Raw genomic sequence first — 21,902 nt, 5'->3', positions numbered from 1 at the left:
GATTCTGAAACTTTATCAATCATATCTATCACATGTAGGAGGAAGTTGTTATTATGCGTGACATTTCTATGGAAAGAGTCAACGAAACCAGAAAAAACATTCTTGAGATCATTGAGAGCGCGACGCTCACCCATGAGCAGAAGCTGACCTGTCTGGCAAACCAGGCAGATTCCCTGATGGAGGTCTTAGATCTTCCGGAAGGTCTGGATGAACTGTTAAACGTGCCGATCGACAGAAAGTGCATCTGCGATTTAAGCGAGGGTCATGCGCCGATGCGTCCGCGTTACATCATCCCGGATTACGCAAAATTCTTAAAAGAAGGAAGCAAATTCCTCCAGTTAGATCCGCCGACCGATCTGTATGAGGCATTAAACAGCCTGATGATCTTCTATAAACATGTCCCGAGCGTGACCAACTACCCGGTTTATGTGGGCCAGTTAGACGAGCTCTTAGAGCCGTATATTGACACCGTGGACGCGGCACAGGCAAAGAAGATGCTGAAGCTGTTCTTAACCCAGATGGACCGTACCATCCTGGATTCCTTCTCCCACGCAAACATTGGACCGCGTGAGACCAAGGCAGGCCGTCTGCTCTTAGAGGCAGAAAAAGAACTGGAGAATGCCGTTCCGAACTTAAGCTTCAAGTATGACGAGGATATCACTCCGGATGATTTCGCGCTCAAAGCGATTGACTGCGCAATGCACAGCGCAAAGCCGAGCTTTGCAAACCACAAGATGTTTAAGAGCGAACTGGGCGAGAATTATGTCATCGCAAGCTGCTACAATGGCCTGCTGCTTGGCGGCGGCGCTTACACCCTTTGCCGTCTGGTGCTGGGCAATATCGCAAAGCGCGCAAAGAATATCCAGGATTTCAAGGAGAGAGAGCTTCCGTATGTACTGGATATCATGGCACGCTATATGGATGCCCGCATCAAATTTGAGGTTGAGGAGAGCGGTTTCTTTGAAAATAACTTCCTGGCAAAAGAGGGCTTCATCCACAGAGACCGTTTCTCTGGTATGTATGGCCTGGTAGGTCTGGCTGACTGCGTCAACATCCTGTTCGAGAAAGAGGGCATCAAGGGACGCTTCGGCCACGACGAGAATGCAAATAACCTTGGTGTAGAGATCATGGAGATCATCAAGGAGTTCAACTTAAACCATAAGAATAAATACTGTGAGGGAACCGGAGGACATTTCCTGCTTCATGCACAGGTAGGTCTGGCAGAGGATGAGAATGTTACCCCGGGAACCAGAATCCCGATCGGCGAGGAGCCGGAAGAGCTGATCGACCAGCTGAACGTGTTAAAGAAGTTCCACAAGTACTTCACATCCGGAACCGGTGACATCTTCCCGATCGATATGACTGTGCACAGAAATCCGGAGTACGTTCTGGATATCATCAAAGGCTCCTTCAAGATGGATCTGCGTTACTTGTCCTTCTATTCCAGCGACAGCGATGTGATCCGTGTAACCGGTTATCTGGTAAAACGTTCTGAACTGGAGAAACTGGCTGGCGGTGAGGCTGTCCTTCAGGATACCACGGCACTGGGACTGGGCGCGGCAAGAAATGGCCACATCCTGGAAAGAAAGGTGCGCTAAATGAAAGCAATCGTAAACCGGATCATCCCGTTCAGCAGTGTGGATGGTCCGGGAAACCGGACAGCCATCTTTTTACAGGGCTGTAATATTGACTGTAAATACTGTCATAACCCGGAAACGAGAAAACTTTGTGTACAGTGCGGAAAATGTGTGGTAAACTGTCCTGCAGGAGCATTAACCATGGGAGAGGATAAGAAAGTTGTTTTTGACCCCCCAAAGTGCGTACAGTGCGATACCTGTATCCACATCTGTCCGCATGACAGTTCTCCGCGTACCTGCGAGATGACACCAGAGGAAGTCTATGAACGCGTGAAAAAGCAGATCCCGTTTATCCGGGGCATCAGTGTTTCTGGTGGCGAGTGCATGCTTTGGCCGGAATTTTTAACAGAGCTGTTTAAGCTTGCGAAAAAAGATGGTCTTGGAACCCTGATCGACAGTAATGGCATGGTCCCGTTCGAACAGTATCCGGAGCTTATGGAGGTTTCCGACGGTGTGATGCTGGACATCAAAGCGTTTGAGGCAGCAGAGCATGAGCGGGTGGCAGGGGTCACCAATGAAATGGTGCTTCAGAATGCGGATTATCTTGCAAAAACCGGAAAGCTTTACGAGGTACGCGCGGTGATCGTCCCGGATCTTTACGATACGGAAAAAAGTGTGCGGGAGATGGGCGATTTTCTGTCTCCTTATCTGAAATACGGAGATATCCGCGTAAAGATCATTGCATACCGCCCTATGGGAGTGCGGGAACAATATTCCCATTTCCAGGTGCCTGACCAGAAGTATCTTTCTTATCTGGCAGACATTTTAAAAGAAAAAGGATTCCAGCATATCACGCTGATCTGATGAGGAAAGATTGCTGTTACGCGCTTGCGCAGACAGCAAACGATAAAAGAAACAGGAGGGACCAAGCCGTGGCAAGAACGAGCCATATGGATGAAAGTAAAGTCGTAATTCAGATGAAAGACATCGTCAAGAAGTTCGGCGACTTTACGGCGAACGACCATATCAACCTGACCGTGCACAAAGGAGAGGTGCACGCAATCTTAGGTGAAAACGGAGCCGGAAAGAGTACCATGATGAATGTACTCTGCGGACTGTACAAACCAACCAGCGGACAGATCTTTATCAACGAGAAGGAAGTTCATTTCAACAGCCCGAAGGATGCGATCGACATCGGTATTGGTATGGTACACCAGCATTTCATGCTGATCCAGCCATTCACCGTAACCGAGAATATTATTCTGGGTATGGAGCCGGTTAAGGGCTTAAGTGTTGACAAGGAAACTGCAAAGAAAAAAGTGCTGGAGCTGTCCGAGCGTTATGGCATGAAGGTAGACCCGGACGCAAAGGTAGAAGATATTTCCGTAGGTATGCAGCAGCGTGTGGAGATCCTGAAGGTGTTGTACCGCGGTGCGCAGACCCTGATCCTGGATGAGCCGACTGCGTCCCTGACCCCGCAGGAGATCGAGGGCCTTATGGAGATCATCTCCAACCTGACTGCAGACGGAAAGAGTGTCATCCTGATCACTCATAAGTTAAAGGAGATCACCGCATCCTCCGATAACTGTACCATTATCCGTCAGGGTAAATACATCCAGACTGTAAAAGTAGCCGATGTCGATGAGAATGTCCTGGCTGCCATGATGGTAGGACGAGACGTTAACTTTAAGGTCGACAAAAAAGACCAGGAAGCAGGCGAGGGTGTCCTGCATGTAGAAAACCTGCACGCAAAGGATTACCGCGGTGTGGAAATCTTAAAAGGCTTTAACTTAGATGTAAGAAAAGGCGAGATCGTAGGACTGGCCGGTGTCGACGGAAATGGACAGACCGAGCTTGTCGAGATTTTGACCGGCCTTCGCAAGGCTGAGTCCGGCACCATTACCATGCTTGGAAAAGATGTCTTCAACAAGAGCCCGAAGGAGACCTTTGCAAACGGTATTTCCAGTATTCCGGCTGACCGCCAGAAGCATGGTCTGGTTCTGGAATTTTCCAACGAGGATAACCTGATCCTGCAGCACTTCGAGGAAGCGCCGTATTCCAAACATGGTATCCTCGACCGCAAAGCGATCAAGGAACATGCCCTGGACCTGATCGAGAAGTTCGATGTCCGTCCGCGCGGCTGTGCAGAGGCATCATCCGGCACCCTGTCCGGAGGTAACCAGCAGAAAGTCATCATTGCCCGCGAGGTAACGAACGACAAAGACCTTCTGATCGCGGTGAACCCAACCCGAGGTCTTGATGTCGGTGCGATCGAGTTTGTACACAAGTATCTGGTAGAGCAGAGAAATAAAAACCGTGCAGTATTGCTGGTATCCTTCGAGCTGGATGAGATCATGAGCCTTTCCGACCGGATCGAGGTTATCTTCGATGGCCAGATCACCGGAAGTGTTCCTGGTAAGAACGCAGACGAGAAGGAACTCGGATTTATGATGGCAGGAGGAAAAAAGACAAATGAATAAAAAGAAAAGTATTCTGGAATGCAATGTACTCTACACCATCATTGCAATTATCATTGGCTTTTTGGTAGGAGCCATCTTCTTGACGATTGCGGGCATCAGCCCGGCAGTCGCTTACGGAAAGCTTTTTAGCAGTATTTTCAGTAAGCCGAAGTACCTGGTATGGACCCTGGTTTACGCAGCACCGCTGATCTTCACTGGTTTAAGTGTAGCTTTCTCGTTCCGTACCGGTGTGTTCAACATCGGCGCTGAGGGTCAGTTCGTTATCGGCGGCCTGGTAGCCTGCATTCTGGGAATTGTGTTAAAGCTTCCGGCAGGCATCCATGCGATCGTATGTCTGGTGGCAGCGGCAGCTGCAGGCTGCATCTGGTCTCTGATCGTAGGCGTCCTGAAAGTAAAACGCGGCATCCACGAGGTACTTTCCTTTATCATGTTTAACTGGATCGCATTCTATCTGTCCAACTACATGGTAAACCTGCCGTTCATCCACCGCGATAAGACTGAGGCAACCCAGGATATCGCAGCTTCCGCGAGACTCCTTCTTCCGGAAAGCCTGAGAAACGCACTTGGCTGTACCAGTGCACACTGGGGCTTTGTCCTGGCTGTAGTCGCAGCAATCGTGATCTGGATCATCATCGAGAAGACCACCCTTGGCTATAAGCTGAAAGCCGTAGGTTTTAACAGCAGCGCTGCAGAGTATGGCGGCATCGATGCAAACAGATCCATTCTGACTGCACTTGGTATTTCCGGTCTGTTATCCGGTCTTGGCGGAGCAGTCCAGGTACTTGGTATGTCCGGACGTTTAAGCCAGTTCGCTGGTCAGGAGGGCTTTGGTTTCGAGGGTATCACCGTTGCCCTGATCGGTTCTTCAAACCCGATCGGCTGCATCTTCTCCGGTCTGTTCTACGGTGCCATGAAATACGGCGGATCCAAGCTCAGTATCGTAAAAGCACCGTCTGAGGTTGTAGACATCATCATGGGCTGCGTTGTTTTACTGATTGCGATCGCTCATGTATTTAAGTATTTTGTCCTGAAGACAGCAAAGAAGAAGGAGGCAAAGTAAGATGAATGAAATTATAAAAGACCTTGGTCTTCTGATCAACGCGACCCTGATCGCGACTCCGCCGCTTCTTCTTGCGGCTCTTGGCTCCTGCTTCTCTGAGCGAAGCGGAGTTGTTAACATCGGTATTGAGGGTATGATGACCATCGGCGCGTTCACCGGTGCTGTTATGGGACTGACCACCGGAAACGGCTGGATCGCATTCCTCTGTGCAGGTCTGGCAGGCGCATTGTTCGGACTGATCCATGCTTACGCATGTATTTCCTGCCATGCAGACCAGACCATCGCCGGTACGGCGATCAACTTCTTAGGACCTGGCCTGGCGCTGTTCCTCTGTAAGGCAATGTACAACAACTCATCCGATACACCGGCCATGGATCCGAGCTGCAAGCTCCCGAAGCTGTTTGAGGGCGTGTTCCCGACCGGTTCCTTCTGGAACAACGTATTGAATGTATATGCGGTTGCTTATCTGGTATTTGTTCTGGCATTTGTGTGCTGGTTCGTATTCTACAAGACCAAATTCGGTGCACACTTAAGAGCAGTCGGAGAGCATCCGGAGGCATGTGAGTCTCTGGGTATCGACGTTTACAAGGTCCGTTACACCTGCGTGATCCTTTCTGGATTCCTGGCCGGTCTCGGCGGTGCTTTCGTAACCCTGGCAACCATCAACCAGTTCCGTCCGAGTGTTATCGTAGGACAGGGCTTTATCGCGATCGCAGCGGTTATCTTCGGTAAGTTCTCCCCGGGAGGAGCAACCAAGGCATGCCTGCTCTTTGGTCTGTGCAGCGGTATCAAATCCCTGGCAGCGCAGAGCAACATGGTATCCCCGAACTTAATTTCCATGATCCCGTACGTGGTAACCATCGTGGCACTGGTACTGTTTGTCGGTAAGGCACATACTCCGGCAGCAAACGGAAAGATCTTTGTAAAGTCCAAATAAGAATGACGTTGCTGTATGCGCAGTGCATACACAGCAGCAAAGATTTACACTGTTCTTTAAAATTTTAATCAGGTCTGTATATAGGAAGCAAGACTTATATACAGGCCTGTAATAATCTAAATAGAAATAGGGGCAGGCGGGTCTGGCGCGAAAGGCAGCCCGATGTGTCCTACTATCTGGAAAACAGGAGAAGGAAAGGGGATTTATTATGACGAACACACCAACTGCGCATAACAGCGCGAAACTCGGCGATTTCGCCAAAACCGTACTGATGCCGGGTGATCCGCTGCGCGCAAAGTACATTGCAGAGACGTATCTGGAAAATGCAAGACAGGTAAACGGGGTCCGGAATATGTTTGGTTATACCGGAACCTACAAGGGAAAAGAGATTTCTGTTATGGGAGGCGGTATGGGAATGCCGTCCATCGGAATCTATTCCTATGAGCTGTTTCACTTTTATGATGTAGATCAGGTGATCCGCATCGGTTCCGCAGGGGCTCTGCAGGACAATATGAAGCTGATGGACGTTGTCATCGGCATGGGTGCCTGCACTGATTCCAACTATGCATACCAGTATGGACTGCCGGGAACCTTTGCGCCGATCGCAGATTATGAGCTGTTAAGCCGGGCTGTGGAGACCGCAAAGCGCCAGGGCACAAACGTCGTAGTCGGAAACGTGCTTTCTTCCGATGTGTTTTACAACGCAATGGGCAATGTCAATGACCTGTGGCGCGGTATGGGCGTGCTTGCTGTGGAGATGGAAGCAGCAGCACTCTATATGAATGCGGCAAAGGCAGGCAAGAAGGCACTCTGCATGCTCACGATTTCCGATCATCTCTACACCAACGAGCATTTAAGCGCCGAAGACCGGCAGCTTGGTTTTCACAAGATGATGGAGATTGCGTTAGAGCTGGCATAAAGCGATTGCAAAAACATGGAAGCAGAAACAAAAAAAGTGGGAATCTGGCATCTGTCGGAACCGTCTGCTTCTGACTGTAATATGTGATAGAAAAGAAAGGGGATTCATACAATGGATGTAAAAGATATTATCAAACATGTGGACCACACACTCTTAACTCAGACTGCAACCTGGGCTGAGATCAGGCAGATCTGCGATGACGCGGTTGCTTACGGAACTGCTTCCGTCTGCATTCCGCCGTCCTATGTAAAGCAGGCGAAGGAGTATGTGCAGGACAAGATGGCAGTCTGCACCGTCATTGGCTTCCCGAACGGCTATATGACCACCGCAGCAAAAGAGTTTGAGACGAAAGATGCACTCGCAAACGGGGCAGACGAGATCGATATGGTCATCAACATCGGCTGGGCAAAAGACGGCAAGTTTGACTGCATCGAAGAGGAAATCCGCACCCTGAAAAAAGCATGCGGCTTTAAGGTATTAAAGGTCATCATCGAGACCTGTCTTCTGACCGACGAGGAGAAGATCCGCATGTGCGAAGTAGTGACAAAGGCAGGAGCAGATTACATCAAGACCTCCACCGGTTTCTCCAAAGCAGGAGCAACCTTCGACGATATTAAGCTCTTTTCCGAGCACATCGGGCCGAATGTAAAGATGAAAGCAGCAGGCGGCATCTCTTCTCTGGATGACGCAGAGAAATTCCTTTCTCTGGGTGCTGACAGACTGGGAACCAGCCGCATCATCAAGCTGGTAAAGCAGGAAGAGGCAACCGGATACTAAAAAATCTGCCTGCCTGAGTGGGCGCATGGATAAAGAAAGCACGGGGATCCGGGAAGCGGAAATCTCCTAAGGAGTGTTGAATAAACAATGAAGAAACTGGAAAAGGATCAGATCGAAGCCCTGATCGAAAAGGCCATCAGCATGATGGATTACTCTTATGTGCCGTATTCCCACTTCCATGTGGGAGCTGCACTGCTGGCGAAAAACGGCACCGTTTACGGTGGCTGTAACATTGAAAATGCCGGTTATACGCCAAGCAACTGCGCAGAGCGCACCGCATTTTTCAAGGCCGTGAGTGAAGGCGTGCGGGAGTTTGATGCCATCTGCGTAGTCGGTGGCGCCAATAAAGAATTAAAAGAAATCACAGCTCCATGCGGCGTCTGCCGCCAGGTTATGATGGAGTTCTGTAACCCGGAAGAATTCCAGATCATTCTGGCAGTCTCCAAAGAGCAGTATGAGATCTATACTTTAAAAGAGCTGCTGCCTCTTGGATTCGGGCCGGATAATCTGAAATAAAATTAAGGAGAATTACATGGAAAAGTTTAAACGCGTATTTGTAGTAGTCATGGATTCCCTTGGAGTGGGAGCTATGCCGGATTCTGCAGATTTTGGTGATATCGGGGTGAACACCCTGGGGCATATTTCCGAATCCGTGGAAACCTTTCAGATTCCAAACCTTCAGAAACTGGGGATGGCAAACATCATCCCGTTAAAGCAGGTCGCACCGGTGGAGAAGCCGCTGGGCTATTATGGAAAACTGCGTGAAAAGAGCCGCGGCAAGGATACCATGACCGGACACTGGGAGATGATGGGCCTGGAAGTGACCAAACCATTCCAGACCTTCACCGAGACCGGATTCCCACCGGAGCTGATCAAAGAGCTGGAGGAGCGCACCGGACATAAAGTCATCGGCAATAAGAGCGCCAGCGGCACCGAAATCTTAGACGAGCTTGGTGAAGAGGAAATCGCAACCGGCCATATGATCGTGTACACCTCTGCAGACTCTGTGCTTCAGATCTGCGGCAATGAGGAGACATTTGGCCTTGATGAACTTTATCGCTGCTGTGAGATCGCCCGGGAGCTGACCATGAAGGATGAGTGGAAGGTTGGCCGCGTCATCGCCAGACCATATATAGGAAAGAAAAAGGGCGAATTCAAGCGCACCAGCAACCGCCACGACTATGCGTTAAAGCCATTCGGTCCGACTGCTTTGAATGCGCTGAAAAGTGCCGGTTATGATGTCATTTCCATTGGAAAGATCAACGACATCTTTGTGGGCGAGGGTATCACTGAGGCCTACAAGTCCAAGAACTCCGTTCACGGCATGGAGCAGACCATCGATGTGGCAAAGAAAGATTTCCATGGTTTGTGCTTCGTGAACCTGGTTGACTTCGATGCCCTGTGGGGACACCGCAGAAATCCGTCCGGCTACGCACAGGAGATTGAAAAGTTCGATGTAAATCTTGGCTTACTTCTGGATACGCTGCGGGAAGATGATCTCCTCATCATCACGGCAGACCACGGAAATGATCCGACCTACACCGGAACCGATCACACTCGCGAGAAAGTGCCGTTTCTGGCATATTCTAAGGCGTGCAAGGAGAGCGGCGAGCTTCCGGAGACCGATACCTTTGCGATCATCGGAGCAACCATTGCCGACGATTTCGGTGTAAAGATGCCGGAAGGAACCATTGGGGATTCGATTCTGGATAAGCTGAAATAAAATAATAATTTGATACAGGAAACATGAAAGGGCCGAAAGCTCCCGCTCCGCCGTATGGCGGGGCAGGAACTTTCGGTCCTTGTTCGTTGCGTTAACGATATGATTCTGTTTTTCTACTTAATTGTTACATACTGTTGGTTCTTCTCATTTTCTCCCATAACCTGATGGTCAAACCACTGGCTCACGTAACGCTCAAAGCTCATGGTATAGTAACCATCCTGGCACTGGTCAGAAGTGTCGTAGGAGTCAGCGAATACCAGTACATCATCGAGCATGATGTCAGAGCTTCTCATATCGTCATAACCGATCAGGACCATCCAATGACCGCCCCATTCAACACTTGTCTACTGGTTCTACCGGCTCAAGACGCTGCTCGAAGTTTTTTGTTTCTGATTCTGCGGCATTTCCAGTTGTTTCGGATACTGCTTCTGATTCGGTTTCCTTTACAGATGCATCTGCCTGTGCAGTTGTTTCTTCTGCCTGTGCAGTTGTTTCTTCTGCCTGGGTTGTTGCTTCTCCTGCCGGTGCTGCAGTTTCCTTTGCCTGGTTTCCTGCACATCCTGTGAAGGTCAGGGCTACGGTGAGCAGGCCTGCTGCTGTCATGATTTTGCTTTTCATTGGTTAGGTCCTTTCGTTTAAAATATGGTTCGATTTTATTGTTTTTAATCGGGAATTGTCAACTCTCATGTCATCTAAGATGAACGAATCGTCTGACATTTTCTTGTATTTGCAAAAGGAATATGCTATGCTCGCATTAGAAAAATATCTGACGGGGCCTTTTGAAACTCTTAAAGATCTGTCAAAAAACACGAAAATGAGGTACAAATGATGAATAACAAACTCTTGCTGATCAATGACCTGGCAGGCTACGGAAAAGTCGCATTATCTGCAATGATTCCGGTGCTTTCTCATATGAAATATGAGATATTCAGCCTTCCTACGGCTATCGTTTCGAACACGCTGGACTATGGTAAATTTGATATTCTCGATACCACAGAATACATGAAAAATACGCTTGACGTATGGAAACAGCTGAATTTTGAGTTCGATGCCATATCAACTGGCTTTATTGTTTCCAAAGAACAAACGGAGCTGATCACGGAATTCTGCAGGGAAGAATCTGCAGCGGGCATTACCATATTTACCGACCCGATCATGGGTGATGAGGGAAAGCTTTACAATGGCATTACGCAGGAAACGGTTGCGCTTATGCGAAAATTAATCTCGGTTTCCGATTACACGGTTCCTAATTATACGGAAGCCGCATATCTCGCCGGTTCTGAGTACCATGAAGAGGGTGCCACAGAGGCAGAATTAAAGGATATCATCGATGAATTGAAACGCCTGGGTGCAAAATCCATTGTGATCACAAGTGCAAAGATCAAAGGTTCAGAACAAAAATGTGTGTTCGGTTATGATGATAAGACAAAGGAATATTTTCAGATTGATTTTGAGGAGATTCCGGTAAGATTTCCTGGCACAGGAGATATTTTCTCGGCCGTTTTCATGGGTAAGATATTAGCTGGATGCAGCCTGCGCGATGCCACAGAGCGTGCCATGACGACGGTAAAAAATATGATCGTGAAGAATGCCGGGAACGCAGATAAATACAAAGGAATACCGATTGAGACATGTCTGGAGGAGATTGATTGATGAAAAGACCAAAGATCCGAATTACCCTGATTGATCAAAAAGGTACCGTTGGCTGCCACAGAGGGCATAAGATTGGTGATTCCTATGATTTTGACACGGAAAGAGGCAATCTGTGCCCTATGGCGATGCATGTAGCGTTTCCGTATGTTGATATCCTGCGGTACGGCGGAAACATTCCAGGGCAGAAAGAGGGAACTGCTTTGTTTGCCTGTCCGGATGTGGATACACTCAATGTATTTAAGATTGAACGAATTGACGAAGATGCATAATTCCTTGAAATTGGAATTAGGAACAAAGGGTGATTTTCTATGCAAAAGGATGATATAGTTGGATCCAAAAAGAAAGGACGATAAGAATATGAAGCTTCTGGTTATCGACAGCACCATCCGCTCCCGTGAAGTCTCCAGAACTGCGAAAGCAGATTTTATTTGTCAATATGTCCGTGAAAAATGAAACACGTCAGGCTCTCGTATTTATAAAAAAACAATGAAAAAGTGACATGTGTCCTTTTCAAGCACATTGATTTGTGTTATAAACTATAGGGTTATTCTGAGACCGTGAAAATTATTATATTGGAGAACATTATGAAAAGAAGAATTACAGCTCTTATGATGGCAGCAGCAATGTGCATGTCTCTTGTGGCATGCGGCGGTTCTAACAGCAGCACCGGTGCAGCAGACACCAAAGCAGCAGACAGCAACAGTGCAGACAGCAACACCGCAGAAAGCGGTTCCGCAGCAGTAGACGCATCTGATTTAAAGATCGGTCTGGTTACCGATGTCGGCGGTGTAAACGATGGTTCTTTCAACCAGACCGCATGGGAAGGTATGGAGCGTGCAGCAAAAGAGCTTGGCGTAACCGTAAACTACTTAGAGTCCAGCACCGATGCAGACTACGCACCGAACCTGGAGACCTTCGCAGATGAGGAGTATGACCTGATCATCAGCATCGGTTACATGCTTGCAGATGCAACCAGAACCGCAGCAGAGCAGAACCCGGATATCAAGTTTGCGATCGTAGATGATGCAACCATCGACCTTCCGAACGTTACCTGCCTGATGTTCCGCGCAGAGCAGGCTTCCTACCTGGCTGGTTTTGTAGCAGGTAAGACCACCAAGACCAACAACATCGGTTATGTAGCAGGTATGGCAAACGAGACCATGAACCAGTTTGGTTACGGTTACTGTGCAGGTGCCCTGGATGCGAACCCGGATGTAACCATCCAGCAGTTCAACGCAAACTCCTTTGCAGATGCAGCAACTGGTAAGACCATGGCAAATACTGCAATCACCAACGGTGCAGATGTCATCTTCCACGCAGCAGCAGCAACCGGTCTTGGCGTGATCGAGGCTTGTCACGAGGCTGGTGTTTATGCGATCGGCGTAGACAGCGACCAGTCCAGCATCTCCCCGGATACCGTCCTGACCTCTGCTATGAAGCGTGTAGACAACGCTGTATTTGATACCATCGAGTCTTTAGTAAACGGAACCCTGGAGAGCAGTGTTCACACCTATGACCTGGCAGCAGGCGGTGTAGATATCGCACCGAGCCAGGATCTGATCGCAGACGATGTCATCGAGGCAGTAAACGAAGTGAAAGAGAAGATCATCAGCAGCGAGATCGAAGTACCGGCTGATAAAGAATCCTTCGAAGCAAAATACGGCGATGTTTACGAGTTAGACTAAGTGCTAAAATAAAATAGAGTCTTTCCATTCAGAAAAAAGTGTAGTATAATCGATTTTGATTATACTACATTTTTGCTTTCCGGGCATATTGGAAGTACAGAGTATGTATTTTACGGTTGGGAAAACAGAAACGTATACAGGAGGAAGAGATGTTAGATTTAAAGTTTGTCCGTGAGAATCCGGACATCGTAAAGAAAAATATCGAAAACAAGTTCCAGTTTGAGAAGCTTCCGCTGGTGGACGAGGTGATCGAGCTGGATGCGAAGAACCGTGCAGCAAAGGCAGAGGCAGACAGTCTTCGTGCATCCCGCAACAAGCTCTCCAAGCAGATCGGCCAGTTAATGGGTCAGGGCAAGAAGGAAGAGGCAGAAGAGGTTAAGGCTCAGGTAGCAGCAAACGCAGCACGCCTTGCAGAGCTGGAAGCTCAGGAGACCGAGCTGGAAGCAAAGGTATTAAAGATCATGATGACCATTCCGAACATCATCGATCCGAGCGTACCGATCGGTAAAGATGACAGCCAGAACGTAGAGATCGAAAAATTCGGCGATCCGTTCGTACCGGATTTTGAGATTCCGTATCATACCGACATCATGAAGACCTTTGACGGCATCGACTTAGACGCAGCAGGTAAAGTAGCAGGAAACGGCTTCTACTACCTGATGGGCGATATCGCAAGACTTCATTCCGCAGTCATTTCCTACGCTCGTGACTTCATGATCGACCGTGGCTTCACTTACTGCATCCCGCCGTTCATGATCCGCAGCAACGTGGTAACCGGCGTTATGTCCTTCGCAGAGATGGATGCTATGATGTACAAGATCGAGGGTGAGGACCTGTACCTGATCGGTACCAGTGAGCACTCCATGATCGGTAAGTTCATCGACACCATTACCCCGGAAGACCAGCTTCCGAAGACCTTAACCAGCTATTCCCCATGCTTCCGTAAGGAGAAAGGTGCCCACGGCATTGAGGAGCGCGGTGTATACCGTATCCATCAGTTCGAGAAGCAGGAGATGATCGTTGTCTGCAAGCCGGATGAGTCCAAGATGTGGTACGACAAATTATGGCAGAACACCGTAGATCTGTTCCGTTCCATGGACATCCCGGTTCGTACCCTGGAGTGCTGCTCTGGTGACCTGGCAGACTTAAAGGTAAAATCCTGTGACGTAGAGGCATGGTCTCCGCGTCAGAAGAAGTACTTCGAGGTAGGTTCCTGCTCCAACTTAGGAGACGCACAGGCACGCCGCTTAAAGATCCGCGTAGACGGACCGGACGGAAAGTACTTCGCTCATACCTTAAACAACACCGTAGTTGCTCCGCCGCGTATGCTGATCGCATTCCTGGAGAACAACCTGCAGGCAGACGGCACTGTCAAGATCCCGAAGGTGCTGCAGCCGTATATGGGCGGTATGGAAGTTATGGTACCGAAGCATAAATAAGATATATTGGCAGAAAGCCGCCGCACGTTGGATATGCGGCGGCTTTCATTATATTATTTTCGGAGTTGAACATATGAGGAGAAATGCGTTATGTGGTTTTTATTCGCATTATTATCGGCAGTATTTGCGGCACTTACATCCATTCTTGCGAAGGTCGGCATTGATGGCGTGAATTCCAACCTTGCAACAGCGATCCGGACTATGGTGGTTGTTGTGATGGCATGGGGAATGGTTTTTCTGACACATACCCAGAGCGGTATTTCCGAGATCAGCAAAAAGAGCTGGCTGTTTTTGATTCTTTCCGGACTTGCAACCGGGGCGTCCTGGCTTTGTTATTACCGGGCACTGCAGATCGGGGAGGCATCCAAAGTGGTGCCGGTTGATAAACTGAGCGTGATCATTACGTTGGTTCTCGCATTTGTATTTTTGCACGAATCCTTTACAATGAAATCCATGATCGGGTGTGTCCTGATCGGAGCGGGAACGCTGCTGATGGTGCTGTAGGGGAATGAACTGGAAGTAGGACAGGATAAGTTTTGATTGAATCCAATCGGATCGTCAGATAAATGACAGAAACACAGGAGGAATAAATGTCACTGGAAAAAGCAAAAGCAGATCTGGAAGCAAAGGGCTTTCTGGATCACGTTATCGAGTTAGATGCTTCGACTGCAACAGTTACCGATGCAGCAGAGGCGCTGGGCGTAAAGCCGGCCATGATCGCAAAGACCATGTCATTTTTGCAGGGAGAAAAAACAGTGCTGATCCTGACAGAGGGAACGGCAAAGGTGGATAACCGGAAATATAAGGATACCTTTCATGTGAAGGCAAAGATGATCCCATTCGATGAAGTGGAGCAGCATGTGGGCCATGCGCCGGGCGGGGTATGCCCGTTTGGAATCAAGGAAGGCGTGGAAGTCTACCTGGATGAAAGCCTCCGCCAGTTTGACGTGGTCTATCCGGCAGCAGGAAATGACCACAGTGCGGTGAAACTGACGATTCCGGAATTGGAACAGGTAGCTGGTGCAAACGACTGGGTGGATGTTACGGTACATGGATAGGAATTTTTTGAAAGAAAATTCCGTACAGTAAAGTTGCGGAAGCCGATTTTGCCGATTTTCCGGTGACGCTGCATTGGTCAATGCCTTTGTGACCGCATCGCTGACCGTTTCCATTGGCGCTATGGCGATCGTGGGATCAATCCAGGACGGTCTTTTGCACGATTATTCTACCCTGGCCGTGAAATCGATTTTGGACTTTATCATCATTGCGGTCATGACCTCATCCATGGGAAAAGGATGTGCGTTTTCTGCAATCCCAGTGTTTGTATTTGAAGGCGGTATTACGCTTTTGGCGGGATTGCTTTCTCTAATTATGACGGAGCTGGCACTGGACTATCTGTCCCTGGTTGGTTCTGCGCTGATCTTCTGTATCGGCGTGAATCTGATCTGGGGGAAAAAGCTGAGCGTAGCCAATATGCTCCCGGCGGTAATATTAGCGGTTGTGGCAGCGTATCTGCCATGGGGATTCTAAATATTTGGGTGTGGAATAACGATAAAGCACATGAGAACGCATGGATGTGAGAGAAAGAGGTGTGACATGATTCAAAAACATTGTTACGAATGTGGAACGGAGCTGATGGAAAAAGAACTGGAAGGAGAGGGAATGGTTCCCTATTGTCCAAAGTGCCAGCAGTACTGTTTCCCGATGTATAACGTGGCAGTCAGCATGATCGTTACCGATGAAAAGACCGGAAAAATCCTGCTGATCCAGCAATACGGAAAGCCAACCTACATTCTGGTGGCTGGCTATGTGAACCGCGGGGAAGCCGAGGAAGATGCAGTTGTGCGCGAAGTAAGGGAAGAAACCGGACTTCATGTTTCCCACATGAAATTTAACCGGACCCAGTTTTTCGAGCCCTCGAACACGCTGATGTGCAATTTTACGGCCTATGTGGATAATGCAGAGGAACTGCACACAAATCAGGAGGTGGACCGCTGCAAGTGGTTTACACCGGAAGAAGCAAGAACCAATATCCGGCCAAATAGTCTGGCCGAGTATTTTTTGAAGAGCTATCTGGATGAAAGATAGATCAAAAAATTTCGTAAGAGGTGACACGTATGAATAGAACGATAAACATAGATCCTGCCTTAATTTCGGTTTACCCGGAGATCCGTCTTGGCTGTCTTCATTTTACCGCAGAAGTAAAAGCATCTTCGGACGTATTTTGGGATTATCTGGATCATGAAATCCTTCCAGCGGTAAAAAATGATATCGAAGGAAAAGAGTGGAGCGAGGTTACAGGCGTGCGAGGAAGTCGCGCCGCTTACAAAGCATTTGGCCGCAATCCGGGGCGTTACCGTGTTTCTTCCGAGGCATTGCTGCGCAGAGTGCGGCGTGGTGACGAGCTGTACCATGTGAATTCTGTCGTGGATGTAAATAACCTGATTTCCGTGGAAAGCGGATTGTCTGTCGGTTCTTATGATCTGGAACAGCTGCAGGGTGATATTGTGTTTCGCAAAGCAGAAGCCAGTCAGGTGGAAGTATGGAATTTATAGTTGGAAAGGAAACAACAAACTGATACATAAGGAGAAAAAAGATGCCGTTTACTTATGAGAAAAAGAAGTGGATCATAGTTGCAGTCTGGCTGCTGATTGCGGTTTTATCGTTTACTGTAGCAGCAAAGTATGCCTCTGCCCCGGAACATCATAAAGAAGTAATTTCCTCGCTGGACGAAAAAAAGGATACGGTTCTTGAACTCACGGCAGCTGCAACAGCAACTTCTGCGCTGATCACGCTGCTGCCTGGTGATGTGGCGACACCCATTGCGGAAAAAATAGCAGATTTAAGCGGTTATCTGATGATTGTACTTTGCGCGATATTTTTGGAAAAATATTTGGTGACAATTACCGGATATGCTGCGTTTCGCATTTTTATTCCATTGGCCTGTTTGCTGTTTGCCGGAAATAAATTCTTTGAAAACGACAGTATCCGATGTCTTGCCAGAAAACTTTTGGTATTTGGAATTTGTATTTTCCTGGTAGTTCCATCTAGCGTAAAGCTGGCAGATCTGATTGATGATACGTATCATACACAGATCGATCTGACGCTGGACGAGGCCAGGAAAACACAGAAAATCCTGAAAAGTCAGTCAGAATCCGATACAACGGCAGTCCAGCCTGAACAAAATGCTAAAACAGAACAGAAGCAGCAAAAAGAAGGAAGCGGTAATCTGTGGGAAATGGCAAAGGGAGCCTTGAACAGTGCAAAAGAATCTGTTACGAGTGCAGTGGAAAATGTAACATTATCAACAGAAGAGCTGTTGCAGAAAGCAGAGCATTCCCTGAGCCGTTTTGTGGAGGCTGTGGCAGTCATGTTGATCACATCCTGTGTGATCCCACTTCTGGTCTTGGTCGTATTTGTCTGGCTGATCAAGATTTTGGTGAATGTAGATCTGAGCAGAAAGATGACTGCGATATCTGATCTGAGAAAGAGGTCTGGGGAAAAATAATGCCTGGAATAAAAGTCTGAGACAAAGGCTTCCTGTCTTGTGATTCTGAATGGAATCAAGTATAATGAACTCAGATAAAAGCGTTTTTGATGGGAGGGATTTGCATGGGAAGTTACCTAAATCCGGGAAATCTTTCATTTCGCGGCAGTCTTCGTTCAAAAATATATGTGGACAAAAGCGAATTGATCGCAAGGACGAATGAAGCTCTTTGTACAGAGCAGAAATACATCTGTGTAAGCCGTCCAAGAAGATTTGGCAAGTCTATGGCAGCCAATATGCTTGCCGCGTACTATGACCGAAATGAAGATACAGAAGAATTGTTTCAGAGTCTTGCAATCAGTAAAGAAAAATCATATAAAGAACATCTGAATCAATATGACGTGATCAAGATTAATATGCAGGAATTTTTAAGCATGTCAGAAACCATGGAAGAGATGCTTGAGATGCTTAAAAATTATCTGGTTTCGGATTTTAAAGAAACCTTTCACGAAATACAATTTCGGGATGAAAAGAACCTGATTCAGGTTATGAAGGATGTATTCCGTTATACGAAATGTCCGTTTGTGATTTTGATCGATGAATGGGATTGTCTGTTCCGTGAGTATAAACAGAATAAAGATGCACAGAAAAAGTATCTGGATTTTTTACGTGCATGGCTGAAAGATAAAGACTATGTGGCGCTGGCTTATATGACAGGGATTCTCCCAATAAAAAAATATGGTTCTCATTCGGCATTGAATATGTTTACGGAATATTCCATGACGAATCCAAGGGAGATGGCTGAATATTTCGGCTTTACAGAGAAAGAAGTAACGTCACTGTGTGAAAGATTTCATCGAAATTTTGAGGAAACGCAAGCCTGGTATGATGGATATGAACTGGTAGCAGTGAACGGCGAAGAAAAAATTTCGTACGCGATGTATAGTCCGAAATCGGTAGTAGACGCGATGCTCAGTGGCGTGTTCGATAACTACTGGAATCAAACAGAAACATATGAGGCATTAAAAGTATATATTAAGATGAATTTTGACGGACTCAAGGATTCGGTAATCCGTATGCTTGCAGGAGAACGAGTCCAGATCAATACGGGAACATTTTCAAATGATATGACGAATTTTCAAGGGAAAGATGATGTTTTAACATTGCTGATCCATTTGGGATATCTGAGCTATCACTGGCCGGATAAAACGGTTACAATTCCTAACAAAGAAGTTTCCCAGGAATATATCAATGCAATCAGTACCATGGACTGGGCTGAAGTAACAGCGTCAGTTGAGTCTTCCAGAAAATTATTAAAGGCTCTTTGGAATCTGGATGAAAAGGCAGTTGCAGAAGGAATTGATAAAGCGCATCGGGAAATTTCCATTCTTCAGTATAACGATGAAAATTCACTAAGCTGTACGATCAATCTTGCTTTTTATTTTGCAAGAGAATACTATACAATTATCCGGGAACTTCCAACAGGAAAAGGATATGCAGACGTTTGTTTTATCCCAAGAAAAATGTATCTGGATAAACCGGCAATCGTTATGGAACTGAAATGGGATAAAAGCGCGAGAGGTGCAATCAGCCAGATTAAAGACAAACACTATGTAGATGCACTGAAAGAATATCAGGGAAATCTTCTTTTGGTGGGGATTAATTATGAGAAAGATACGAAGACACATACTTGTGTGATTGAAAGAATGTATAAGGATTAAAATGGATTGCAAAAGCCCGCCAAATTTTGAGCGGGCTTTTTTCAATCTATTTCTCGATTATTTCTTCATCAGCGGAGCACCGGTCTGCCATGCCTGGCCAACCTTTTCCCCGATGGCATAGTAGCCGCTCTGGAACTGGTCGAATACGAAAGCATTTAACTTGGTCGGGTCCACATTTCCTTTTTCATCCAGGACCGATTCATCGGCCAGAACGCCGACGATCTCGCCGATCACATGGTGCCCGTAGACTTCCATTTTGTCTTCTACAACATGGCATTCCAGGGTAAGCGGGAATTCCTGAACGACAGGGGCGTCGACCTTTTCGCTCTTGACAGAAGTCAGACCGCTGCGCTCAAATTTATCTTCCATTTTGTTGCCGCTGGCAATGCCGAAGAAATCAGCCGCTTCGATGTGCGGGATATCCGCGATGCTTAAGGTAAAAGCACCGTGCTTTTTGATATTTTCAGAAGTTTTATGATCTTCATCGATGTTTAAAGAAACCATGTTCGCTGCGCAGATGCCGCCCCATGCCATGTTCATGACATCAACACTGCCGTTTTCGCCGTAGGTTGCGATCATCAGAACCGGCATTGGAAACAGATATGGTTTGATTCCTAAATCTTTTTTCATGAAAAATCCCTCCAGTCTTCTTATGGATTGACTTCGTATGGTCATCCTCCTATAATGATAGCAGACGACGTAAAAAACACAAGTACTGTTAAGAAAGACAGGTACTATCCTGAAAGGAAGTGTGAAGATGGGATGCATGGAACGTTATATTGAGCATGCGAATTTTGCGGATACCGGGTTTAGTTACACGATGTCACTGATCAGCGGCAAACACAAAATGGTAATCCTGTACTGTCTCATGGAATATGAACCAGTCCGTTTTAATGAAATGAAGCGGTATCTGGGAAACATCACAGACAAGACATTGAGCAGCAATTTAAAAGAGCTGGAAGCAGACCAGCTGATCGTGCGCAAGGAATATCCGCAGATCCCGCCGAAAGTGGAATATTCTCTTTCGGAGCGGGGCAAGTCGCTCATGAAGGTGTTGGACCAGCTTTGTGTGTGGGGCGCGAAAAACCGCCTGTAGATGAATTAAGATAGGGGGAATACAAGTCATGACTTCGTATCAAAAAATCGATATGGAAACCTGGGCGCGCCGGGAACATTACCAGTATTATACGGAAAAACTGAAGGTTGAGTGCAACATGACAGCGCTTATCGATGTGAAGAATTTGCTTGATTTTTGCCATTCATGCGGCTATAAATTTTATGCATCTCTGATCTATCTGGTCACAAAAGTAGTAAACCGGATTGAAAATTTCCGCATGTTCCGGGACGCAGATGGGCACCTTTGTGTCTGGGAGCAGGTGGTTCCAAACTACACGATTTTTCATGAGGACGATAAAACGTTCTCCGATTGCTGGACGGATTATTCCAGTGATTTTGATACCTTTTACCGGGATATCATAACGGATATGCAGACTTATAAAGACAAAAAAGGAATCAAGGCAAAGGTAGGACAGCCAGCCAACTTTTACTGCATTTCCGGTGTGCCGTGGACCTCATTTACTGCATTCGGCAGCAGGACAACGAACGGTTCAGACCCGGCATTTTTCCCGATCATTACGATGGGAAAATACGAAAAAAATGGTGACAAGATCACGATGCCGGTGAATCTTCTGATCGCACATGCGGTAGCAGATGGGTATCATGCAGGACTGTTTTTCCAGTATTTGCAGGAGGAACTTGACGGGCTGCAGGAAGCGGCGGAAAAGCAGAGCGAGATGACTGGAATGCAGGTAGGAGAGGAGAAGACAAACATGACCGAAAAAGAAAAAATGTTAAATCAGATGCTTTATGATGCCAATTATGATGGAGCATTGAAGGCAGAACGTATCCATGCCAAGGAACTGTGTCATCAGTATAATCAGCTTCATCCGGCACAGGAAGAAGAACAGCGGGAGATTTTGCTTCAGCTTCTGGGAAAAACGGGCGAAAATTTCTGCATCACAGCACCGTTCTGGTGTGATTATGGATATAACATTGTGCTGGGCGAAAATTTTTATTCCAACCACAATATGGTCATCCTGGACTGCGCGAAAGTTACATTCGGGGATAATGTATTTGTCGCACCGAACTGTGGCTTCTATACGGCGGGGCATCCGATCGATCTGGAGCGCCGTAACCAGGGACTGGAATACGCGTATCCGATCACGGTTGGTAACAATGTCTGGATCGGAGCGGGCGTTCAGGTCATGCCGGGTGTCACCATTGGGGATAACGTTGTGATCGGCGGCGGAAGCGTTGTGGTCAAAGATATTCCAAGTGATTCTGTAGCGGTTGGAAATCCATGTAAAGTTGTTCGCAAGATTACAGAAGCTGACCGGAAAACCTGCTGGGACCGGAAAACAAAGGATGAAAAAAGGAGTTAAATA

25 protein-coding genes and 2 pseudogenes are annotated in these 21,902 nt (G+C 47.3%); 24 read left to right on the top strand and 3 right to left on the bottom strand.

Annotated elements, in window-relative coordinates:
• Nucleotides 1–68 precede the first annotated feature (68 nt).
• The 9 genes from DWZ40_RS03830 to DWZ40_RS03795 all read left to right on the top strand — a co-directional run bounded on the left by DWZ40_RS03830 (nucleotide 69) and on the right by DWZ40_RS03795 (nucleotide 9,473).
• Entirely contained in the window at nucleotides 69–1,598 is a 1,530-nt protein-coding gene (locus tag DWZ40_RS03830) for a YjjI family glycine radical enzyme (protein ID WP_347560044.1), read from the top strand.
• Complete coding sequence (locus DWZ40_RS03825; protein ID WP_118540943.1) at nucleotides 1,599–2,441, top strand: YjjW family glycine radical enzyme activase; 843 nt, start codon at nucleotides 1,599–1,601, stop codon at nucleotides 2,439–2,441.
• Nucleotides 2,442–2,509: 68 nt separating this feature from the next.
• On the top strand, nucleotides 2,510–4,057 hold the full coding sequence (locus DWZ40_RS03820) for an ABC transporter ATP-binding protein (protein ID WP_347560040.1): 1,548 nt from the start codon (nucleotides 2,510–2,512) through the stop codon (nucleotides 4,055–4,057).
• Entirely contained in the window at nucleotides 4,050–5,117 is a 1,068-nt protein-coding gene (locus tag DWZ40_RS03815; RefSeq protein ID WP_118540941.1) for an ABC transporter permease, read from the top strand. The genes DWZ40_RS03820 and DWZ40_RS03815 overlap by 8 nt, the downstream gene beginning before the upstream one ends.
• A 1-nt stretch (nucleotide 5,118) precedes the next feature.
• Nucleotides 5,119–6,054, top strand: coding sequence for an ABC transporter permease (locus DWZ40_RS03810; RefSeq protein ID WP_118540939.1), 936 nt, complete (start codon nucleotides 5,119–5,121; stop codon nucleotides 6,052–6,054).
• Between the two features lie 208 nt (nucleotides 6,055–6,262).
• Nucleotides 6,263–6,973 carry a purine-nucleoside phosphorylase gene (deoD, locus tag DWZ40_RS03805; protein ID WP_118540937.1) on the top strand — a complete coding sequence of 237 codons (711 nt, stop codon included), beginning with the start codon at nucleotides 6,263–6,265 and terminating at the stop codon, nucleotides 6,971–6,973.
• 111 nt (nucleotides 6,974–7,084) lie between these two features.
• Nucleotides 7,085–7,750: a deoxyribose-phosphate aldolase gene (gene deoC / locus DWZ40_RS19965; protein ID WP_118720604.1), complete on the top strand. Its 666-nt coding sequence runs from the start codon at nucleotides 7,085–7,087 to the stop codon at nucleotides 7,748–7,750.
• An 87-nt stretch (nucleotides 7,751–7,837) separates the two neighbouring features.
• Nucleotides 7,838–8,266 carry a cytidine deaminase gene (locus DWZ40_RS19960; RefSeq protein WP_347560039.1) on the top strand — a complete coding sequence of 143 codons (429 nt, stop codon included), beginning with the start codon at nucleotides 7,838–7,840 and terminating at the stop codon, nucleotides 8,264–8,266.
• A gap of 16 nt (nucleotides 8,267–8,282) precedes the next feature.
• Nucleotides 8,283–9,473 carry a phosphopentomutase gene (locus DWZ40_RS03795; RefSeq protein ID WP_118540935.1) on the top strand — a complete coding sequence of 397 codons (1,191 nt, stop codon included), beginning with the start codon at nucleotides 8,283–8,285 and terminating at the stop codon, nucleotides 9,471–9,473.
• A gap of 113 nt (nucleotides 9,474–9,586) precedes the next feature.
• On the opposite strand, the gene DWZ40_RS03790 is transcribed toward DWZ40_RS03795, so the two are convergent.
• Both DWZ40_RS03790 and DWZ40_RS03785 read right to left on the bottom strand, forming a co-directional pair.
• The gene (locus DWZ40_RS03790; protein WP_118540928.1) at nucleotides 9,587–9,790 is read right to left on the bottom strand and encodes a hypothetical protein; all 204 of its coding nucleotides are present in this window, start codon (nucleotides 9,788–9,790) and stop codon (nucleotides 9,587–9,589) included.
• Between the two features lie 16 nt (nucleotides 9,791–9,806).
• On the bottom strand, nucleotides 9,807–10,091 hold the full coding sequence (locus tag DWZ40_RS03785) for a hypothetical protein (protein WP_118540926.1): 285 nt from the start codon (nucleotides 10,089–10,091) through the stop codon (nucleotides 9,807–9,809).
• Between the two features lie 207 nt (nucleotides 10,092–10,298).
• Here DWZ40_RS03785 and DWZ40_RS03780 point away from each other — a divergent pair, with 207 nt between their 5' ends.
• The 12 genes and pseudogenes from DWZ40_RS03780 (at nucleotide 10,299) to DWZ40_RS03730 (ending at nucleotide 19,458) form a co-directional block, all read left to right on the top strand.
• A complete protein-coding gene (locus DWZ40_RS03780) occupies nucleotides 10,299–11,126 on the top strand; it encodes a pyridoxamine kinase (protein WP_347560038.1) in 828 nt (275 codons plus the stop codon).
• A complete protein-coding gene (locus DWZ40_RS03775; RefSeq protein ID WP_118540922.1) occupies nucleotides 11,126–11,395 on the top strand; it encodes a TIGR04076 family protein in 270 nt (89 codons plus the stop codon). The genes DWZ40_RS03780 and DWZ40_RS03775 overlap by 1 nt, the downstream gene beginning before the upstream one ends.
• Before the next feature lie 58 nt (nucleotides 11,396–11,453).
• Nucleotides 11,454–11,579 (top strand): hypothetical protein, encoded by a 126-nt coding sequence (locus DWZ40_RS20280; protein ID WP_279220622.1) that lies wholly within the window; start codon nucleotides 11,454–11,456, stop codon nucleotides 11,577–11,579.
• Between the two features lie 131 nt (nucleotides 11,580–11,710).
• Nucleotides 11,711–12,811 carry a BMP family ABC transporter substrate-binding protein gene (locus tag DWZ40_RS03770; RefSeq protein WP_118540920.1) on the top strand — a complete coding sequence of 367 codons (1,101 nt, stop codon included), beginning with the start codon at nucleotides 11,711–11,713 and terminating at the stop codon, nucleotides 12,809–12,811.
• Between the two features lie 149 nt (nucleotides 12,812–12,960).
• On the top strand, nucleotides 12,961–14,250 hold the full coding sequence (gene serS, locus DWZ40_RS03765) for a serine--tRNA ligase (protein WP_118540918.1): 1,290 nt from the start codon (nucleotides 12,961–12,963) through the stop codon (nucleotides 14,248–14,250).
• Nucleotides 14,251–14,340: 90 nt separating this feature from the next.
• Nucleotides 14,341–14,754: an EamA family transporter gene (locus DWZ40_RS03760; protein WP_118540916.1), complete on the top strand. Its 414-nt coding sequence runs from the start codon at nucleotides 14,341–14,343 to the stop codon at nucleotides 14,752–14,754.
• Between the two features lie 86 nt (nucleotides 14,755–14,840).
• Nucleotides 14,841–15,308, top strand: coding sequence for a YbaK/EbsC family protein (locus tag DWZ40_RS03755; RefSeq protein WP_118540914.1), 468 nt, complete (start codon nucleotides 14,841–14,843; stop codon nucleotides 15,306–15,308).
• Nucleotides 15,309–15,375: 67 nt separating this feature from the next.
• A pseudogene (locus tag DWZ40_RS03750) lies at nucleotides 15,376–15,780 on the top strand (DUF554 family protein); the annotation flags it as partial.
• A 66-nt stretch (nucleotides 15,781–15,846) separates the two neighbouring features.
• Nucleotides 15,847–16,338: an NUDIX domain-containing protein gene (locus DWZ40_RS03745; RefSeq protein WP_118540910.1), complete on the top strand. Its 492-nt coding sequence runs from the start codon at nucleotides 15,847–15,849 to the stop codon at nucleotides 16,336–16,338.
• Nucleotides 16,339–16,367: 29 nt separating this feature from the next.
• The gene (locus DWZ40_RS03740; protein WP_118540908.1) at nucleotides 16,368–16,805 is read left to right on the top strand and encodes a phenylalanine--tRNA ligase beta subunit-related protein; all 438 of its coding nucleotides are present in this window, start codon (nucleotides 16,368–16,370) and stop codon (nucleotides 16,803–16,805) included.
• Nucleotides 16,806–16,846: 41 nt separating this feature from the next.
• Nucleotides 16,847–17,758 carry a hypothetical protein gene (locus DWZ40_RS03735; protein ID WP_118540906.1) on the top strand — a complete coding sequence of 304 codons (912 nt, stop codon included), beginning with the start codon at nucleotides 16,847–16,849 and terminating at the stop codon, nucleotides 17,756–17,758.
• A 104-nt stretch (nucleotides 17,759–17,862) separates the two neighbouring features.
• Complete coding sequence (locus tag DWZ40_RS03730; RefSeq protein ID WP_118540904.1) at nucleotides 17,863–19,458, top strand: AAA family ATPase; 1,596 nt, start codon at nucleotides 17,863–17,865, stop codon at nucleotides 19,456–19,458.
• A gap of 57 nt (nucleotides 19,459–19,515) precedes the next feature.
• On the opposite strand, the gene DWZ40_RS03725 is transcribed toward DWZ40_RS03730, so the two are convergent.
• Entirely contained in the window at nucleotides 19,516–20,088 is a 573-nt protein-coding gene (locus DWZ40_RS03725; RefSeq protein WP_118540902.1) for a flavin reductase family protein, read from the bottom strand.
• Between the two features lie 136 nt (nucleotides 20,089–20,224).
• Here DWZ40_RS03725 and DWZ40_RS03720 point away from each other — a divergent pair, with 136 nt between their 5' ends.
• From DWZ40_RS03720 to DWZ40_RS03710, 3 genes and pseudogenes are all read left to right on the top strand, one after another.
• The gene (locus DWZ40_RS03720) at nucleotides 20,225–20,554 is read left to right on the top strand and encodes a helix-turn-helix domain-containing protein (RefSeq protein WP_118541219.1); all 330 of its coding nucleotides are present in this window, start codon (nucleotides 20,225–20,227) and stop codon (nucleotides 20,552–20,554) included.
• 28 nt (nucleotides 20,555–20,582) lie between these two features.
• Nucleotides 20,583–21,194, top strand: a pseudogene (locus DWZ40_RS03715) (CatA-like O-acetyltransferase); the annotation flags it as partial.
• Nucleotides 21,195–21,287: 93 nt separating this feature from the next.
• Nucleotides 21,288–21,899, top strand: coding sequence for a sugar O-acetyltransferase (locus tag DWZ40_RS03710; RefSeq protein ID WP_118541217.1), 612 nt, complete (start codon nucleotides 21,288–21,290; stop codon nucleotides 21,897–21,899).
• Nucleotides 21,900–21,902 lie beyond the last annotated feature (3 nt).

It is taken from the genome of Clostridium sp. AF32-12BH (assembly GCF_003477935.1).
In the GTDB taxonomy this organism is placed as follows: Bacteria; Bacillota; Clostridia; order Lachnospirales; family Lachnospiraceae; genus Brotaphodocola.
Note: the sequence above shows the minus strand (reverse complement) of the source record. Positions and strands in the feature narration are given on the sequence as shown.

Coding starts and splice junctions, on each gene's coding strand:
- DWZ40_RS03830 (WP_347560044.1), top strand. CDS start 69: ATGGAAAGAGTCAACGAAACCAGAAAAAACATTCTTGAGATCATTGAG.
- DWZ40_RS03825 (WP_118540943.1), top strand. CDS start 1,599: ATGAAAGCAATCGTAAACCGGATCATCCCGTTCAGCAGTGTGGATGGT.
- DWZ40_RS03815 (WP_118540941.1), top strand. CDS start 4,050: ATGAATAAAAAGAAAAGTATTCTGGAATGCAATGTACTCTACACCATC.
- DWZ40_RS03810 (WP_118540939.1), top strand. CDS start 5,119: ATGAATGAAATTATAAAAGACCTTGGTCTTCTGATCAACGCGACCCTG.
- deoD (WP_118540937.1), top strand. CDS start 6,263: ATGACGAACACACCAACTGCGCATAACAGCGCGAAACTCGGCGATTTC.
- deoC (WP_118720604.1), top strand. CDS start 7,085: ATGGATGTAAAAGATATTATCAAACATGTGGACCACACACTCTTAACT.
- DWZ40_RS19960 (WP_347560039.1), top strand. CDS start 7,838: ATGAAGAAACTGGAAAAGGATCAGATCGAAGCCCTGATCGAAAAGGCC.
- DWZ40_RS03795 (WP_118540935.1), top strand. CDS start 8,283: ATGGAAAAGTTTAAACGCGTATTTGTAGTAGTCATGGATTCCCTTGGA.
- DWZ40_RS03790 (WP_118540928.1), bottom strand. CDS start 9,790: ATGGTCCTGATCGGTTATGACGATATGAGAAGCTCTGACATCATGCTC.
- DWZ40_RS03785 (WP_118540926.1), bottom strand. CDS start 10,091: ATGAAAAGCAAAATCATGACAGCAGCAGGCCTGCTCACCGTAGCCCTG.
- DWZ40_RS03780 (WP_347560038.1), top strand. CDS start 10,299: ATGATGAATAACAAACTCTTGCTGATCAATGACCTGGCAGGCTACGGA.
- DWZ40_RS03775 (WP_118540922.1), top strand. CDS start 11,126: ATGAAAAGACCAAAGATCCGAATTACCCTGATTGATCAAAAAGGTACC.
- DWZ40_RS03770 (WP_118540920.1), top strand. CDS start 11,711: ATGAAAAGAAGAATTACAGCTCTTATGATGGCAGCAGCAATGTGCATG.
- serS (WP_118540918.1), top strand. CDS start 12,961: ATGTTAGATTTAAAGTTTGTCCGTGAGAATCCGGACATCGTAAAGAAA.
- DWZ40_RS03760 (WP_118540916.1), top strand. CDS start 14,341: ATGTGGTTTTTATTCGCATTATTATCGGCAGTATTTGCGGCACTTACA.
- DWZ40_RS03755 (WP_118540914.1), top strand. CDS start 14,841: ATGTCACTGGAAAAAGCAAAAGCAGATCTGGAAGCAAAGGGCTTTCTG.
- DWZ40_RS03745 (WP_118540910.1), top strand. CDS start 15,847: ATGATTCAAAAACATTGTTACGAATGTGGAACGGAGCTGATGGAAAAA.
- DWZ40_RS03740 (WP_118540908.1), top strand. CDS start 16,368: ATGAATAGAACGATAAACATAGATCCTGCCTTAATTTCGGTTTACCCG.
- DWZ40_RS03735 (WP_118540906.1), top strand. CDS start 16,847: ATGCCGTTTACTTATGAGAAAAAGAAGTGGATCATAGTTGCAGTCTGG.
- DWZ40_RS03730 (WP_118540904.1), top strand. CDS start 17,863: ATGGGAAGTTACCTAAATCCGGGAAATCTTTCATTTCGCGGCAGTCTT.
- DWZ40_RS03725 (WP_118540902.1), bottom strand. CDS start 20,088: ATGAAAAAAGATTTAGGAATCAAACCATATCTGTTTCCAATGCCGGTT.
- DWZ40_RS03720 (WP_118541219.1), top strand. CDS start 20,225: ATGGAACGTTATATTGAGCATGCGAATTTTGCGGATACCGGGTTTAGT.
- DWZ40_RS03710 (WP_118541217.1), top strand. CDS start 21,288: ATGACCGAAAAAGAAAAAATGTTAAATCAGATGCTTTATGATGCCAAT.